Source organism: Streptomyces sp. NPDC088387 (assembly GCF_044753385.1).
Classification (GTDB): domain Bacteria; phylum Actinomycetota; class Actinomycetes; order Streptomycetales; family Streptomycetaceae; genus Streptomyces.
In genome coordinates this window covers 312,868-327,142 of the sequence record NZ_JBIVNC010000003.1, presented here as the reverse complement: position 1 = coordinate 327,142, position 14,275 = coordinate 312,868, and the positions used below count along the sequence as shown (strand labels likewise).

The window sequence follows — 14,275 nt, the reverse complement described above, 5'->3', positions numbered from 1 at the left end:
AGAGGCGGCGGCGTCCTGTTCGTCACAGGTGACGTCCGCTCTCTGCCGTCCCGGGTGACCTCGTCGTCGTCACAGGGTGCGCAGCAGCACCGCCGGCTGTTCCACGCAGTCGGCGACATACCGCAGGAAGCCACCCGCCGTGCCGCCGTCGCAGACCCGGTGGTCGAAGGTGAGCGAGAGCTGCACGACCTGCCGTACCGCCAGCTCGCCCTCGTGCACCCACGGCTTGGGCACGATCCGGCCGACGCCGAGCATCGCGGCCTCGGGGTGGTTGATGATCGGCGTCGAGCCGTCGACGCCGAACACGCCGTAGTTGTTGAGGGTGAAGGTGCCGCCGGTGAGGTCCGCCGGGGTGAGCCGGCCGGTGCGGGCCGCGTCGGTCAGCCGGGCGAACTCCTCGCTCAGCCCCTCCGCGTTCCGCGTGTGCGCCTCCTTCACGACCGGGACGACAAGACCGCGGTCCGTCTGCGCGGCGAACCCGAGGTGCACCCCGTCGAGCCGGACGATCTCCCTGGCCTCCGTGTCGACCGTGGAGTTCAGCTCGGGGAACCGGGCGAGGGCCGCGACACAGATCCTGGCCAGCACCGCGAGTACGGAGATCTTCCGGCCGTCCACCGCGTTCATCGCCGCGCGGGCCCGCATCAGCTCCGTCGCGTCGGCGTCCACCCAGCAGGTGGCGTCCGGGATCTCGCGGCGGCTGCGGGAGAGCTTGTCGGCGACGGCACCGCGGACGCCCTTGAGGGGGACCCGGGTGGCGCCGTTGGCCACCGCGACGGACGGGGCCGCCCCGGAGCCGGCCTGGACCTGGAACGTCTCCGCCGTCAGGGGTGCCGTCTGCGCGGTCACCGCCGTACGGCCGCGGGCCTCCGCCGCGCGCAGGGCGTACTCCACGTCCGCGCGCAGGATCAGTCCGTCCGGGCCCGAGCCGCTCATCTCCCGCAGATCGAGCCCGTGCTCGCGGGCGAGCCGACGCACCAGGGGGGAGATCACGGGGACGGGTCCGTCGGCCCGGACGGTGTCGAGGGGGCCCTCCGCGCGGGTCGTACCGCCGGTGGGCGGGGACGGGACGGCGTCGACCGTACGGGTCTCGGGCCGCACCCGGCGACGCCGCGCGGGCGCCTCCGCGGTGCCGTAACCCACGAGCACATTGCCGGAGCCCTCGGCCGAGCCGACCCGCGCCCCGTTGTGCGCGCCGGCACCCGCACCCGCGGACGGAACCCCGCCGGCGGGAACACCACGCGGGCCCTCGGCCCCACCCGGGCCATCATCGGCACCCGAGTCACCGGCGCCGCGCGCGCCCTGAGCGCCACGCGAGCCGCCGGCACCCCGCGGACCCCCGTCCGCATCGGCGCCGGACCCCCCGCCGGCCGCCACACCCGCACCCCGGCCGGAAGGCAGACCCGAATCCCGGTCGGCCGCCACACCCGAATCCCCGCCGGACGGCACCCTGCCCTCCCCTTCGGAGGCGTCCGCGCCCACCGCCACCGTCAGCAGCGGCGCCCCCACGGGCAGCTCCGTGCCCTCCTCGCCGAAGCGGGCCGTGACCACACCGCCGTAGGGACACGGGACCTCGACCATCGCCTTGGCCGTCTCGACCTCGACGACGGGCTGGTCGATGGCGACCACGTCGCCCACCTCGACCAGCCAGCGGACGATCTCCGCCTCGGTGAGTCCCTCGCCGAGGTCGGGGAGCTTGAACTCCAGCACCTGTGCCATCAGCTTTCGGCCTCCCATTGCAGACGCGCCACCGCGTCCAGGATCCGGTCGACGCCGGGCAGATGGTGTCGCTCCAGCATCGGCGGCGGATAGGGGATGTCGAACCCGGCCACGCGCAGCACCGGCGCCTCCAGATGGTGGAAGCAGCGCTCCGTGACCCGGGCCGCGATCTCCCCGCCCGGTCCGCCGAACCCGCCCGACTCGTGCACCACGACCGCTCGTCCGGTCCGTCGGACCGAGGCGCCGACCGTCTCGTCGTCGAACGGCACCAGGGAGCGCAGATCGACGACCTCTAGGTCCCACCCCTCCGCGCGGGCGGCCTCGGCGGCTTCGAGGCAGACCGGCAGCGACGGACCGTACGTGATCAGTGTGGCGCTCCGGCCGGAGCGTCGCACCGTCGCACGGCCTATCGGTTCAACGGTCCCCGGCTCCTCCGGGTTCCATGCCGCCTTCGACCAGTAGAGCCGCTTGGGCTCCAGGAAGACCACAGGGTCGTCGGAGGCGATGGACGCGCGCAGCAGGCCGTAGGCGTCGGCGACCGTGGCGGGGGTGACGACGTGCAGCCCCGGGGTCGCGATGTAGTACGCCTCGGAGGAGTCGCTGTGGTGTTCGACGCCGCCGATGCCGCCGCCGTAGGGCACGCGGATGGTGATCGGGAGCGGCAGCTTGCCGCGCGTGCGGTTGCGCATCTTGGCGACATGGCTGATGAGCTGCTCGAACGCCGGGTAGGCGAACGCGTCGAACTGCATCTCCACGACCGGCCTGAGCCCGTACATCGCCATACCGACGGCCGTGCCGAGGATGCCGGCCTCGGCCAGCGGGGTGTCCGTGACCCGGTCCTCGCCGAACTCCTTGGCGAGGCCGTCGGTGACCCGGAAGACACCGCCGAGGGCACCGACGTCCTCGCCCATGACGTGCACGGACGGGTCGGCGGCCATCTCGTCGCGCAGCGCGCGGGTGAGGGCCTGCGCCATGGTGGCGGGTTTGACGGCGACGGTGGTCATCGCTGCGGCCCCTCCGACTCGGCGTCGAGCTCGGCCCGCAACTGGGCACGCTGCTCGCGCAGTTGCGGGGTGGGCTCGGCATACACATGGGCGAACAGGTCCATGGGGTCGAGCACCGCGTCCTGGTTCATCCGCGCGCGCAGATCGGCGGCGAGCGCCTCGGCGGCGTCCCGCGCGGTGGCCCGTCCGTCCTCGTCGAGCAGTCCGCGCGCGGTCAGTTCGCGCTCCAGGAGCTGGATGGGGTCGTGCTCGCGCCAGGCCTCGATCTCGGCGTCGCCCCGGTAGCGGGTGGCGTCGTCGGCGTTGGTGTGCGCCTCGATGCGGTAGGTCACGGCCTCCACCAGCGTCGGACCACCGCCCTCGCGCGCGTGCCGTACGGCGTCGGTCAGGACCTCGTGCACGGCCGCCGCGTCGTTGCCGTCGACGAGCCGGCCCGGCATGCCGTAGCCGACGGCCTTGTGGGCGAGGGAGGGGGCGGCGGTCTGCTTGTCGAGGGGGACGGAGATGGCGAAGCCGTTGTTCTGGACGAGGAAGACGACCGGTGCCTGCCAGACGGCGGCGAAGTTCAGCGCTTCGTGGAAGTCGCCCTCGCTGGTGCCGCCGTCGCCGACCATGGCGAGCGCGACCACGTCGTCGCCCTTGAGGCGGGCGGCGTGCGCGAGGCCGACGGCGTGCGGGAGCTGGGTGGCGAGCGGGGTGCTCAGCGGGGCGACGCGGGTCTCGCGCGGGTCGTAGCCGGTGTGCCAGTCGCCGCGCAGCAGGGTCAGGGCCTCGACGGGGTCGACGCCGCGGGCCACGACGGCGAGCGTGTCGCGGTAGCTGGGGAAGAGCCAGTCGCGCTCCTCCAGGACCAGCGCGGCGGCGATCTCGCAGGCCTCCTGGCCGGTGCTGGAGGGGTAGACGGCCAGCCGGCCCTGCTTGGTCAGCGCGGTCGCCTGGGTGTTGTAGCGGCGGCCACGGACCAGCTCGGCGTAGAGCCGGCGCAGCAGGGCGGGGTCGGCCTGGGCGGCCTTGTCGGTGCCGAGCACGCGGTACGGCCGCGCGTCGGGCAGCAGCGGCGCGGGGTCCGTGCGGGGCTGCCAGGCGGGCGGCGGCGATGGCCGATACGCGCCCCGCTGCTCCATGACCGTCATGACGGCACCTCCTCGTGAGCACTGCGTGGGGAGACGCGTCGGCAGTGAGGCGTCTCACCTACCGATTGTTCGGTCGCCGACACATTTTGGCTACAGGTGGCCCCAGGCTGTGGACAAACGGTTCTCCACAGCCTGGAATGGATGCAGTACGTCCATGCCAGGGAGGCGGGGGGACATGGCACCTGAACAAATGGCCGAAGGGCCGGAGCCCGGCGCCCTTCCCGCGGGCACCCCGTCCGGCACCCTTCCCACGGGCGCCCCGCACGCCCCCGGCGCGGAGGCACCGCCTGCGCGCCCCCTGGACGTCATTGATCAGGACATCCTGCGCATGCTCCAGGCGGACGGCCGCGCGTCGATACGGTCCGTCGCCGAGCGGGTCCACGTCTCGCGCGCCAACGCCTACGCGCGCATCAACCGGCTCGTCGAGGACGGCGTCATCCGGGGCTTCGGCGCCCGTGTGAACCACGAGCGGGCGGGCCAGGGCACCTCGGCGTACATCACCCTGAAGATCGTCCAGAACTCCTGGCGGACCGTGCGCGAGCAGCTCAGACAGCTGCCCGGCGCCGCCCACATCGCCCTGGTGGGCGGTGACTTCGACGTGCTGCTCCTGGTGCACGTGTCCGACAACCGCGCGCTGCGCGAGCTGGTCCTGACCCGCCTCCAGTCCCTCCCCGAGGTGCTCAGCAGCCGCACGCTGCTGGTCTTCGAGGAGGAGGACCTGGAACCGCTGGGGTGACCCGGGGAAGCCGCCCGGAGTGACCCGGGGGCCGCCGGCCGGCACCCGGCCGCGCTCAGCTCTCCCGGCGCAGGCCCCCGAAGACCAGCCGTACCACCGCTTCCGAGACCTCGCGCTCCCCCGCGCCGCGGGTGTCCGGGCGGTACCACTCGGCGATCGAGTTGACCATGCCGAAGACCAGCCGGGTCGCGAGCCGCACTTCGACGTCGCCGCGCACCTCGCCGTCCGCGGCGGCCGCCTTGAGCAGCTCGGCCACCCGGTGGTCGAAGTCGCGGCGCCGCTCCAGGGCCCAGCGCTCGGCGTCGGTGTTGCCGCGCACCCGCAGCAGCAGCGTCACGTAGGGCAGCTCGCGGATCAGCACCTCGACCATGCGCCGTACGACGTACTCCAGCTGGTCGGCGGCGTGCCCCTCGCGCGCGTGCTCCTCCTCCAGGATCCCGAAGAGGCCGTCCAGGGCCCGGCTCACCGCGCGGCGGAGCAGTTCCTCCTTGCCGGAGACGTGGTGGTAGATCGACGACTTGGAGATGCCGGCCGCCTTGGAGAGGTGCTCCATGGACGTGCCGTCGTAGCCGCGCTCGATGAAGACCTGGACGGCGACGGAGAGCAGGGTCTCCGGCGTGTAGGTGTCGCGCTTGGCGGTGGTCATGAGGTGCTGCCCTCCCGCTTGTCGGTGGCGTACGCATGGCGGTAGAGCGCGAGGGACGGCGCGTAGCGGCCGGACGGGTCGCGCAGGTGCAGATCGTCGAGCAGGGCGTACGCCCAGTTGCGGCCGAGCCGGCGGCTCCATTCGAAGGGACCGAGCGGGTAGTTCACACCCAGGCGCATCGCGGTGTCCACGTCCTCCTCGGTGGCCACGCCCTTGGCGACGGCGTCGTGGGCGAGGTCGACGATCCGCGCGACCGTGCGGGCCACGATCATGCCGGGCACGTCCCCGATGACGCTGACCTTCTTGCCGAGCGCCTGGAACAGGCCGATGGCCTCGGAGAGCGTCGCCGAGGTGGTGTCCTGGGAGGCGGACAGGGCGACGCGGGTGGCCCTGCGGTAGTCGAGCGCCAGGTCGAAGTAGACGACGTCGCGGAACTCCACGGACGTCTGGCCGTCGGCGAGCGCCAGCTGGCCGCCGCCGGGCAGCACCAGGCGGGTCCCGTGGTCCTCCTCGTCCTCGCGGACCTGGATGCCCGCCTCGCGGATCAGCGCGAGCAGTTCGGCCGCGGGGCCCAGGTCGCCCTCGGCGACGACGTACGCGGGCGGCGCGGCCTCCTCGGCGGTGTGCGGCTCGGAGCGCTCGGCCTCCGTGGTGCCGTCGCCGTAGTCGTACCAGCCCTGTCCGGACTTGCGGCCGAGGCGGCCGGACTCGACCAGGCGGCGCTGGGCGAGCGACGGCGTGAAGCGCACGTCCTGGAAGAAGGCCTGCCACACGGAGTGCGTGACGGACTCGTTGACGTCCTGCCCGATGAGGTCGGTCAGTTCGAACGCGCCCATCCGGAAGCCGCCGCACTCGCGCAGCACGGCGTCGATGGTCGCGGGGTCGGCACCCTGGGCCTCGTAGACCGCGAACGCCTCGGCGTAGAACGGGCGGGCGATGCGGTTGACGATGAAGCCGGGCGTGTCGGCGCAGGCGACCGGGGTCTTGCCCCACGCGCGTGCCGTCTCGTACGCGCGGGTGGCCGACGTGACGTCCGTGGCGAACCCGGAGACCACCTCGACCAGCGGCATCAGCGGCGCCGGGTTGAAGAAGTGCAGGCCGACCAGGCGGCCGGGGGCACGCAGCGCGCCGCCGACGGCGGTCACCGAAAGCGAGGAGGTGTTGGTCGCGAACAGACAGTCCTCGGCGACGATGTCCTCCAGCGCCCGGAACAGCTCCTGTTTGGCGTCCAGCCGCTCCAGCACCGCCTCCACGACCAGCGTGCAGTCCGCGAGCCCGCCGAGCTCCTCCGTGGGCAGCAGGCGCCCACGTGCCGCGTCCCGGTCGGCGGCGGCGAGCCGGTCCTTCTCGACGAGCCGGTCGAGGCGGGCGCCGATCGCGTCGGCCGCTTCCCGGGCCCGCCCCGGTACGGCGTCGTACAGCCGTACGGCGTGGCCCGCCACCAGCGCGACCTGCGCGATGCCCTGGCCCATGGTGCCGGTGCCGACGACGGCCACGGGGCTGCTGAGATCGGGTGCTGTCATGTGCGCGATCCTCCCGCACGCCGTTGTCCACAGATACGGCGGACCCCCTTGTACCGACCGATCGTTCGGTTACTCTAACTCTGACGCCCTGTTCCTGCCCATGTCTCTGCCCAGGTCATGAGCTCGACATCGAGCTCTTGAGACGAGGAGTTGGTCAAGAATGACCGCCGCCGCACTCTCGGCGAACGAGCTGATCGCCCAGCACCGCCCCACCCTCGACCAGGCGCTGGAGGCGATCCACACCCGCGCGTACTGGTCCCCGCACCCCGAGCACCCCAAGGCCTACGGGGAGAACGGCAGCCTGGACGCCGCGGCCGGCAAGGCCGCCTTCGACGCCCTCCTCGGCACCCGCGTCGACCTCGGCCAGCCCGGCACCGACGACTGGGTCGGCGGCGAGGTGTCGCCGTACGGCGTCGAGCTGGGCGTCAGCTATCCGCACGCGGACGTCGACGTGCTGCTGCCCGCGATGAAGGCCGGGCAGCGCGCCTGGCGGGACGCGGGCCCCGAGCTGCGCGCGGTGGTCTGTCTGGAGATCCTCAAGCGGATCAGCGACCGGACGCACGAGTTCGCGCACGCGGTCATGCACACCTCGGGCCAGGCCTTCATGATGGCGTTCCAGGCCGGCGGCCCGCACGCACAGGACCGCGGCATGGAAGCGGTGGCGTACGCGTACGCCGAGCAGGTCCGCACCCCGGAGAGCGCGGACTGGAGCAAGCCGCAGGGCAAGCGCGACCCGCTCGCCCTGTCCAAGCGCTTCACCGCAGCCCCGCGCGGTGTCGCCCTGGTCATCGGCTGCAACACCTTCCCCACGTGGAACGGCTATCCGGGCCTGTTCGCCTCCCTGGCCACCGGCAACGCGGTGCTGGTCAAGCCGCACCCCCGCGCGGTGCTGCCGCTCGCGCTGACCGTCGCCGTCGCGCGCGACGTGCTCACCGAGGCCGGCTTCGACCCCAACCTGGTCGCGCTGACCGGCGAGCGGGACGGCGAGGGCATCGCCAGGACGCTGGCCACCCGCCCCGAGATCCGGATCATCGACTACACCGGCTCCACCGGCTTCGGCGACTGGCTGGAGGCCAACGCCCGCCAGGCGCAGGTCTACACGGAGAAGGCCGGTGTCAACACGGTCGTCCTGGAGTCGACCGACAACTACAAGGGCATGCTGTCCAACCTGGCCTTCTCGCTGTCCCTGTACAGCGGCCAGATGTGCACCACCCCGCAGAACCTGCTCATCCCGCGCGACGGCATCGGCACCGAGGACGGCGTCCGCACCTTCGACGAGGTGGTCGCCGACCTCGCCTCGGCGGTCTCCGGACTGCTCGGCGACGACGCCCGCGCCAACGCCCTGCTCGGCGCGCTCGTCAACCCGGACGTGAAGACCCGCCTGGAGGCCGCCGCCGGCCTCGGGGAAGTCGCCCTGGCCAGCCGGGAGATCACCAACCCGGAGTTCCCGGACGCGGTGGTGCGCACACCGGTCATGGTCAAGCTGGACGGCGCCAAGCCCGACGACGAGGCCGCCTACATGAGCGAGTGCTTCGGCCCGGTCTCCTTCGCCGTCGCCGTCGACTCCGCCACGGACGCGGTGGAGCTGCTGCGCCGGACCGTGCGCGAGAAGGGCGCGATGACCGTCGGCGCGTACACCACGGACGAGCAGTTCGAGGAGGCCGTCGAGGAGGTCTGCCTGGAGGAGTCCGCGCAGCTCTCGCTGAACCTCACCGGCGGGGTGTACGTCAACCAGACCGCCGCCTTCTCCGACTTCCACGGCTCGGGCGGCAACCCGGCGGCCAACGCGGCCCTCACGGACGCGGCCTTCGTCGCCAACCGCTTCCGGTTCGTGGAGGTCCGCCGCCAGGCCTAGACCGCCGGGAAAACTAGAAAGCGGGTGCGCCCCCGCTCGCGCTCCAGTGGTACAGCGTCATGGCCACACTGGTCGCGAGGTTGTAGCTGGAGACCTGGGGGCGCATCGGCAGCGACAGCAGCCGGTCCGTGCGCGCGCGCAGCTCCGCGGACAGCCCGCTGCGCTCCGACCCGAAGGCGAGGACGGCGTCGTCCGGCAGTTTCACGCCCCGGACGTCCTCGCCCTCCGGGTCCAGTGCGAACAGCGGCCCCGCGGGCAGCTCGGCCACCTCCAGCCGCTCCACGGCGGTCGCGTAGTGCAGCCCGGCGCCGCCGCGCACCACCGTGGGATGCCAGGGGTCGAGAGTGCCGGTGGTGACGACCCCGGTGGCGCCGAAACCGGCGGCCAGCCGGATCACGGCACCCGCATTGCCGAGATTGCGCGGATTGTCCAGGACGACCACGGGTGCGTTCCGCGGCACGCGCGCGAGCGTCTCCAACTGGCCCGCGCGGGACGGCCGTACGGCCAGGGCGGCCACGGCGGTGGGATGCGGGCGCGCGACCAGACTCCGGTACGCCGCCTCCGGGACCTCCGTCAGCAGCGCGTCCAGCGTGTCGCGGACGTCGGGTGCCAGCTCACCGGCGAGGGCCAGCGTGGCCGCGCGGTCGACGGCCACCGCCACCGGAACCTCGGCCCCGAAGCGCAGAGCGTGCTTGAGGGCGTGGAATCCGTCGAGCAGCACACCGGTGTCCGCGAGCCGGTGCCAGGCCCTGAGCGGGTCGTTCATGCCGGGAAGCCTACGCGGGCCTCCGCCGGCCGCCCGGCCGTACCGGCGTCTCCCACGTCCTCGCCGTCGCCGTCGCCGCGCCCCGGAAACAGCCGCCCACGCACGCGTGCCACCCACCCGCCGACCCGCTTCAGGAAGGACGTCGGCAGGAAGACGAGGTCCGCCGCGATCATCGCCAGCGAGAAGAACGGCAGCCCGAGCACCACGGCGATCACCGCGTGCTCGGTGATCATCGCGGCCAGCAGGACGTTCTTCACCCGCCGGCGCAGCAGCGTGAACGGGAAGGCGATCTGCACGAAGACCGTGCCGTACGTCACGAGCATCACGATCGTGCCGCTGGACGACAGCAGGTCGGCGAGGGCGGGCCAGGGCGAGAAGTAGTCGAGGTGCAGCGGGTAGTAGACCGCCGTGCCGTCCTGCCAGCGCGAACCCTGGATCTTGTACCAGCCGGCCGTCGCGTAGATCAGACAGGCCTCCGCCATGATCACCAGCAGGGCGCCGTTGTGCAGGATGTTGCCGACGACGTCCAGCATGATCCGCGGCTGCGGGGTGTTCGCCACGCGCGCGACGACCCACCACAGCGCCTGTCCGAGCAGCACGGCCCACAACAGGGCCGGGACGGCCCACTCGCTGTCCATCCGCCCGGACAGGGTCACGACCACCAGGACCAGCGCCAGAACGCCCCACAGCAGCGGCCCCGTCCGGTCCGTGACCCGCTCCCCACGCGCGCGTGCCGCCCGCGTCCGCCGCTCCCGGCGCGCGTCCAGCGACCAGACCTGGCCGCAGCGCGTGAAGACCAGGTAGAGGCTCATCAGGTGCAGCACGTTGTCGCCGCCGTCGCCCACGAACACACTGCGGTTCTGGAGCGAGAGCACCCCGACCATGAACAGCACGGACATCGTCCGGGTCCGCCAGCCCAGCATCAGCAGCAGACTCGACAGCACCGCGAGCGCGAACACCGCCTCGAACCAGAGCTGACCGTCGGACCAGATCAGCGCGGTGAACGCCCGGTTGAGCCCGATCAGCTGCTCGGCCAGGCCCCAGCTCCAGGGACCGTCGGGACCGTACAGCTCCTGGCGGTGCGGGAACTCCCGCAGCAGGAACAGCAGCCAGGTCGCGGCGAAGCCGATCCGGATCACGGCGGTCTGGTACGGGCCGAGGGCGCTCTCGGTGACCCGGGCGATGCCGCGCGAGACGGCGAGGGACCAGCGGTTCATCCGATGCTCCCCGCGGCGGCCTCGTCGGCGGGCACCTGCCACCAGGGCAGCACCCGGCGTACCGGCTCCAGGGAGATCTTCTCGTCGCTCCACTCGGGCGGCTTGACGCTGGTGGTGCTGGACCTGACCTGCACCATCTCGATCACCTCGCCCTTGCCCGCCACGCCGTCCCGCTCCAGGCGCAGCACCACGATCCGGCGTACGTACGTCTCCGACAGCCCGCCGCGCGAACCGGTCGCGCGGTTGTCGCCGTCGTGCGTCGCCACGTAGAAGTCCCAGGCCCGGCGCAGCAGGTTCTGGTCGGTGTGGCTCGGCAGCAGATTGCCGTCGATGGCCCGCCCGTCCTGCGCGGACAGATCGATCCAGCCGGTGGTCCGGTCACCGCCGTCCGCGGTCCGCACCTGGGCACGGACCTGCACGGCGACGTTCTGCTGCAAGGGGTTCGGCGCGAACAGCTTCCAGTTCTGCTCGAACTCGGGATACACCCAGTCCTCGATCGCCTCACCGTGCTGCTTCGTCACCGTGTTCGACGGCGCCACATGCAGGAACACCATCCCGAGATGCACACAGGCGGCCACGGCCACCACGGCGAGCGCGAACGCGACCCCGACCTGATAGGGCAGAGAGAGGGCGGCTACGCCGGTACGAGGGGGTGGGGGGCCGGAGGGCTGCTCAGCCGGAGCCGGGGGCACGAGGGGTTCGGCGGGAGCCGCGGCCACGGAGGGCTCAACGGGAGCCGAAGGCACCGGCGGCCCTACGGGAACCGAAGGCACCGGCGGCCCTACGGGAACCGAAGGTTCCGGCGGCTCTACGGGCGGCGCGGCTTTGGCGGGCTCCACCGGCTCCACAGGCTCCACCGGCTCCGAGGGACCCGGAACAGAGGGACCCGGAACAGAGGGAACTTCCCGGACATTCCGGTCATCTTGGCCGCCCCGGTCGGCACCCCGGCCCACGTCCCGGCCCGCATCCCCGGCGTGGTCCGCCCCCCTGGCGCCCTGCCCGTCCATTCCGCCCCGTTTCCCGACTTCCCGTGTCCGACGTCGCGCGCGTGCGCCCCTTCCCGGCCCGCACTCGAACGCGAACGCTACTCAGCCCCATCCGCCCCGCACAGCCCCTTCAGCGGTTGACACCCTACGACGCCGGCCGACGGGCGGGATCCACGAACCGAACGCCCGGTCGGCGGGCACGGCCGCGACGGACCACTCACCCTTCCCCGCCCGTTCCCTTCTCATAGAACCTGTTCTATCTTGACGCTCCGTCAGATCGCGGACGCGCCGGGAGGACTGGACCGTGGACTTCACCCTCAGCGAGGAACAGCAGGCGGCGGCCGAGGCGGCGGGGGGCGTGTTCGCCGGGGTGGCCCCGGACGCCGTACCCAGTCCGGCCCTCACCCCCGGCCCCGTAGCGGACGACCTGGACCGGGCGCTGTGGGGGAAGCTCGCCGACGCCGATCTGCTCAGCCTGCTGCTCGCGCCGGAACACGGCGGCGCGGGCCTGGACACGGTCGCGCTCTGTCTTGTGCTGCGCGAGTCGGCGAAGGTACTGGCCCGGGTCCCACTGCTGGAGAGCAGCGCGGCGGCGGCGGCCGTACAGCGGTACGGCGGGCCGGAGTTGAAGGCGGACCTGCTGGCGCGCGCCGGCCGCGGCGAGGTGGTGCTGACCGTCGCCGCGAACGGCCGTACCGGCCACGACGCGGCCGAGCGCGCGGTGACGGCCCGCCGGGACGGCGACGCGTGGGTGCTGGACGGCGTGCAGACGGCGGTGCCGTGGGCGTACGAGGCCGACTTCACGCTCGTACCGGCGCACACCGGCGACGACCGGGGCGTCCTCGCGCTGGTCCCGCGCGATCTGCCGGGCTCGGCCCTCGCCGAGCAGGTCTCCACGTCCGGCGAGCGGCTCGGCGAGCTGCGGCTGGACTCGGCCCGGCTCCCGGCCCACGATGTGCTCGACGCCGAGGGGGCGTGGGAGTGGCTGCGCGATCTGCTGGCCACCGGGACGTGCGCGCTGGCGCTCGGCCTGGGCGAGCGGGTGCTGGCGATGACCGGTGAATACGCGGGAAAGCGGGAGCAGTTCGGGCATCCGATCGCCACGTTCCAGGCGGTCGCCGTACAGGCCGCCGACCGCTACATCGACCTGAAGGCGATGGAGGCCACCCTCTGGCAGGCGGCCTGGCGGATCGACTCGGAGGCACCGGGGGCGCTGCCCACGTCCGGCGATGTCGCCGTGGCGAAGATCTGGGCGTCCGAGGGGGTACGGCGGGTGGTGCAGACGGCACAGCATCTGCACGGCGGGTTCGGCGCCGACGTGGAGTACCCGCTGCACCGGTACCACGCCTGGGCCAAGTACCTGGAGCTGTCGCTCGGCCCGGCCGCGGCGCACGAGGAGACCCTGGGCGACCTGCTGGCCGCCCACCCCCTGGGCTGACGCCCCGGTGCGGGGCGCCCCCCCCAAAGAACGCTGCGCGAAAGGGAGTTACAGGACGAAGCCGGACTCGCCCCTGTCCGTGACGACGGGCCGTCCGGCCGCCTCCCAGACCTGCATGCCGCCCTCGACGTTCACCGCGTCGATGCCCTGCTGGGCGAGGTACATCGTGACCTGCGCCGAGCGTCCGCCGGAGCGGCAGATCACATGGACGCGGCCGTCCTGCGGGGCGGCCTCGGTCAGTTCGCCGTAGCGGGCGACGAAGTCGCTGATCGGGATGTGCAGCGCCCCTTCGGCGTGACCGGCCTGCCATTCGTCGTCCTCGCGGACGTCCAGCAGGAAGTCGTCGTCCTTGAGGTCTCCGACCTGAACCGTGGGCACACCAGCTCCGAAACTCATGCCCCCGACGCTACCCGACCCGTGACACCCGCCCGGCCCCACTACTCCTGGGCGAGCAGCTCCGCGAGATCCGTCTCGCGCTGGGTGACCTCGGCGATCAGCTGGTCGGCGATCTGGTCGAGCAGCCGGTCGGGGTCCTCCTGCGCCAGCTTCAGCATGGAGCCGATCGCGCTCTCCTCCAGCTCGCGGGCCACGAGGGAGAGCAGTTCCTTGCGCTGGGCGAGCCATTCGAGCCGGGCGTAGAGCTCGTTGCTCTCGGCCGGCCCCGAGTCCTTCGGCTTGGGCCCGGCGGCCCACTCCTCCGCCAGCTCCCGCAGCAGCACCTCGTCGCCACGGGCGTACGCGGCGTTCACCCGCGTGATGAACTCCTCACGCCGGGCGCGCTCGCCGTCCTCCTGGGCCAGGTCGGGGTGGGCCTTGCGGGCCAGTTCGCGGTAGAGCCGGCGGGCCTCGTCGCTGGGGCGGACGCGCTGCGGGGGCCGTACCGGCTGGTCCGTGAGCATCGCCACGGACTCCGGGAAGAGGCCCTCGCCGTCCATCCAGCCGTGGAACAGCTCCTCCACGTCCGGCATCGGCATGACCCGCGCGCGCAGCTCCTGCGCCTGGGCCACGTCCTCGGGATCGCCGGTACGGGCGGCTCGCGCCTCGGCGATCTGCGCGTCCAGCTCTTCGAGGCGGGCGTACATCGGGCCGAGTTTCTGGTGGTGGAGGCGGGAGAAGTTCTCCACCTCGACCCGGAAGGTCTCCACCGCGATCTCGTACTCGATCAACGCCTGCTCGGCGGCGCGCACGGCCCGCTCAAGCCGGGCCTCGGGCCGGGACTGCTCAGCTTCCGGGGTCGTCACCCACCCAGCGTAGG

Annotated in this window: 13 protein-coding genes; 3 read left to right on the top strand and 10 right to left on the bottom strand. The window is 72.7% G+C overall.

Translation table 11 applies throughout. The features are described from left to right. Positions 1-69: 69 nt before the first annotated feature. From ACIQAC_RS09660 to pdhA, 3 genes are read right to left on the bottom strand one after another with little or no spacing between them, the layout of a single operon-like run. The gene (locus tag ACIQAC_RS09660) at positions 70-1,716 is read right to left on the bottom strand and encodes a dihydrolipoamide acetyltransferase family protein (RefSeq protein ID WP_402188669.1); all 1,647 of its coding nucleotides are present in this window, start codon (positions 1,714-1,716) and stop codon (positions 70-72) included. Then, the gene (locus tag ACIQAC_RS09655; RefSeq protein WP_402188667.1) at positions 1,716-2,720 is read right to left on the bottom strand and encodes an alpha-ketoacid dehydrogenase subunit beta; all 1,005 of its coding nucleotides are present in this window, start codon (positions 2,718-2,720) and stop codon (positions 1,716-1,718) included. Before ACIQAC_RS09655 ends, ACIQAC_RS09660 begins: the two co-directional genes overlap by 1 nt. Then, positions 2,717-3,853, bottom strand: a complete 1,137-nt coding sequence (pdhA, locus tag ACIQAC_RS09650; protein ID WP_402188665.1) for a pyruvate dehydrogenase (acetyl-transferring) E1 component subunit alpha — start codon at positions 3,851-3,853, stop codon at positions 2,717-2,719. The genes ACIQAC_RS09655 and pdhA overlap by 4 nt, the downstream gene beginning before the upstream one ends. Positions 3,854-4,028: 175 nt before the next feature. Here pdhA and ACIQAC_RS09645 point away from each other — a divergent pair, with 175 nt between their 5' ends. Continuing rightward, positions 4,029-4,589, top strand: a complete 561-nt coding sequence (locus tag ACIQAC_RS09645) for an Lrp/AsnC family transcriptional regulator (RefSeq protein ID WP_402188663.1) — start codon at positions 4,029-4,031, stop codon at positions 4,587-4,589. 55 nt (positions 4,590-4,644) lie between these two features. Here ACIQAC_RS09645 and ACIQAC_RS09640 read toward each other — a convergent pair whose 3' ends face one another. Together ACIQAC_RS09640 and ACIQAC_RS09635 are read right to left on the bottom strand one after the other, a co-directional pair. Next, complete coding sequence (locus tag ACIQAC_RS09640; protein ID WP_402188661.1) at positions 4,645-5,235, bottom strand: TetR/AcrR family transcriptional regulator; 591 nt, start codon at positions 5,233-5,235, stop codon at positions 4,645-4,647. Continuing rightward, the gene (locus ACIQAC_RS09635; RefSeq protein ID WP_402188659.1) at positions 5,232-6,758 is read right to left on the bottom strand and encodes a 3-hydroxyacyl-CoA dehydrogenase; all 1,527 of its coding nucleotides are present in this window, start codon (positions 6,756-6,758) and stop codon (positions 5,232-5,234) included. The genes ACIQAC_RS09640 and ACIQAC_RS09635 overlap by 4 nt, the downstream gene beginning before the upstream one ends. A gap of 160 nt (positions 6,759-6,918) precedes the next feature. Here ACIQAC_RS09635 and paaN point away from each other — a divergent pair, with 160 nt between their 5' ends. Beyond that, entirely contained in the window at positions 6,919-8,613 is a 1,695-nt protein-coding gene (paaN, locus tag ACIQAC_RS09630; RefSeq protein WP_402188657.1) for a phenylacetic acid degradation protein PaaN, read from the top strand. Between the two features lie 13 nt (positions 8,614-8,626). On the opposite strand, the gene ACIQAC_RS09625 is transcribed toward paaN, so the two are convergent. From ACIQAC_RS09625 to ACIQAC_RS09615, 3 genes are read right to left on the bottom strand one after another with little or no spacing between them, the layout of a single operon-like run. Next, positions 8,627-9,379, bottom strand: coding sequence for a TrmH family RNA methyltransferase (locus tag ACIQAC_RS09625; RefSeq protein WP_402188655.1), 753 nt, complete (start codon positions 9,377-9,379; stop codon positions 8,627-8,629). Further along, positions 9,376-10,596: an HTTM domain-containing protein gene (locus tag ACIQAC_RS09620; protein ID WP_402188653.1), complete on the bottom strand. Its 1,221-nt coding sequence runs from the start codon at positions 10,594-10,596 to the stop codon at positions 9,376-9,378. The genes ACIQAC_RS09625 and ACIQAC_RS09620 overlap by 4 nt, the downstream gene beginning before the upstream one ends. Further along, positions 10,593-11,315 (bottom strand): DUF5819 family protein, encoded by a 723-nt coding sequence (locus tag ACIQAC_RS09615; protein ID WP_402188651.1) that lies wholly within the window; start codon positions 11,313-11,315, stop codon positions 10,593-10,595. Before ACIQAC_RS09615 ends, ACIQAC_RS09620 begins: the two co-directional genes overlap by 4 nt. Before the next feature lie 571 nt (positions 11,316-11,886). Between ACIQAC_RS09615 and ACIQAC_RS09610 the strand changes: the two genes are divergently transcribed. Next, the gene (locus ACIQAC_RS09610; protein WP_402188650.1) at positions 11,887-13,020 is read left to right on the top strand and encodes an acyl-CoA dehydrogenase family protein; all 1,134 of its coding nucleotides are present in this window, start codon (positions 11,887-11,889) and stop codon (positions 13,018-13,020) included. A gap of 48 nt (positions 13,021-13,068) precedes the next feature. On the opposite strand, the gene ACIQAC_RS09605 is transcribed toward ACIQAC_RS09610, so the two are convergent. Together ACIQAC_RS09605 and ACIQAC_RS09600 are read right to left on the bottom strand one after the other, a co-directional pair. Then, positions 13,069-13,398 carry a rhodanese-like domain-containing protein gene (locus ACIQAC_RS09605; protein ID WP_402189286.1) on the bottom strand — a complete coding sequence of 110 codons (330 nt, stop codon included), beginning with the start codon at positions 13,396-13,398 and terminating at the stop codon, positions 13,069-13,071. A 59-nt stretch (positions 13,399-13,457) separates the two neighbouring features. Continuing rightward, positions 13,458-14,261: a hypothetical protein gene (locus tag ACIQAC_RS09600; protein ID WP_402188648.1), complete on the bottom strand. Its 804-nt coding sequence runs from the start codon at positions 14,259-14,261 to the stop codon at positions 13,458-13,460. Between the last annotated feature and the right edge of the window lie 14 nt (positions 14,262-14,275).

Coding starts and splice junctions, on each gene's coding strand:
- ACIQAC_RS09655 (WP_402188667.1), bottom strand. CDS start 2,720: ATGACCACCGTCGCCGTCAAACCCGCCACCATGGCGCAGGCCCTCACC.
- ACIQAC_RS09660 (WP_402188669.1), bottom strand. CDS start 1,716: ATGGCACAGGTGCTGGAGTTCAAGCTCCCCGACCTCGGCGAGGGACTC.
- ACIQAC_RS09635 (WP_402188659.1), bottom strand. CDS start 6,758: ATGACAGCACCCGATCTCAGCAGCCCCGTGGCCGTCGTCGGCACCGGC.
- ACIQAC_RS09625 (WP_402188655.1), bottom strand. CDS start 9,379: ATGAACGACCCGCTCAGGGCCTGGCACCGGCTCGCGGACACCGGTGTG.
- pdhA (WP_402188665.1), bottom strand. CDS start 3,853: ATGACGGTCATGGAGCAGCGGGGCGCGTATCGGCCATCGCCGCCGCCC.
- ACIQAC_RS09620 (WP_402188653.1), bottom strand. CDS start 10,596: ATGAACCGCTGGTCCCTCGCCGTCTCGCGCGGCATCGCCCGGGTCACC.
- paaN (WP_402188657.1), top strand. CDS start 6,919: ATGACCGCCGCCGCACTCTCGGCGAACGAGCTGATCGCCCAGCACCGC.
- ACIQAC_RS09645 (WP_402188663.1), top strand. CDS start 4,029: ATGGCACCTGAACAAATGGCCGAAGGGCCGGAGCCCGGCGCCCTTCCC.
- ACIQAC_RS09640 (WP_402188661.1), bottom strand. CDS start 5,235: ATGACCACCGCCAAGCGCGACACCTACACGCCGGAGACCCTGCTCTCC.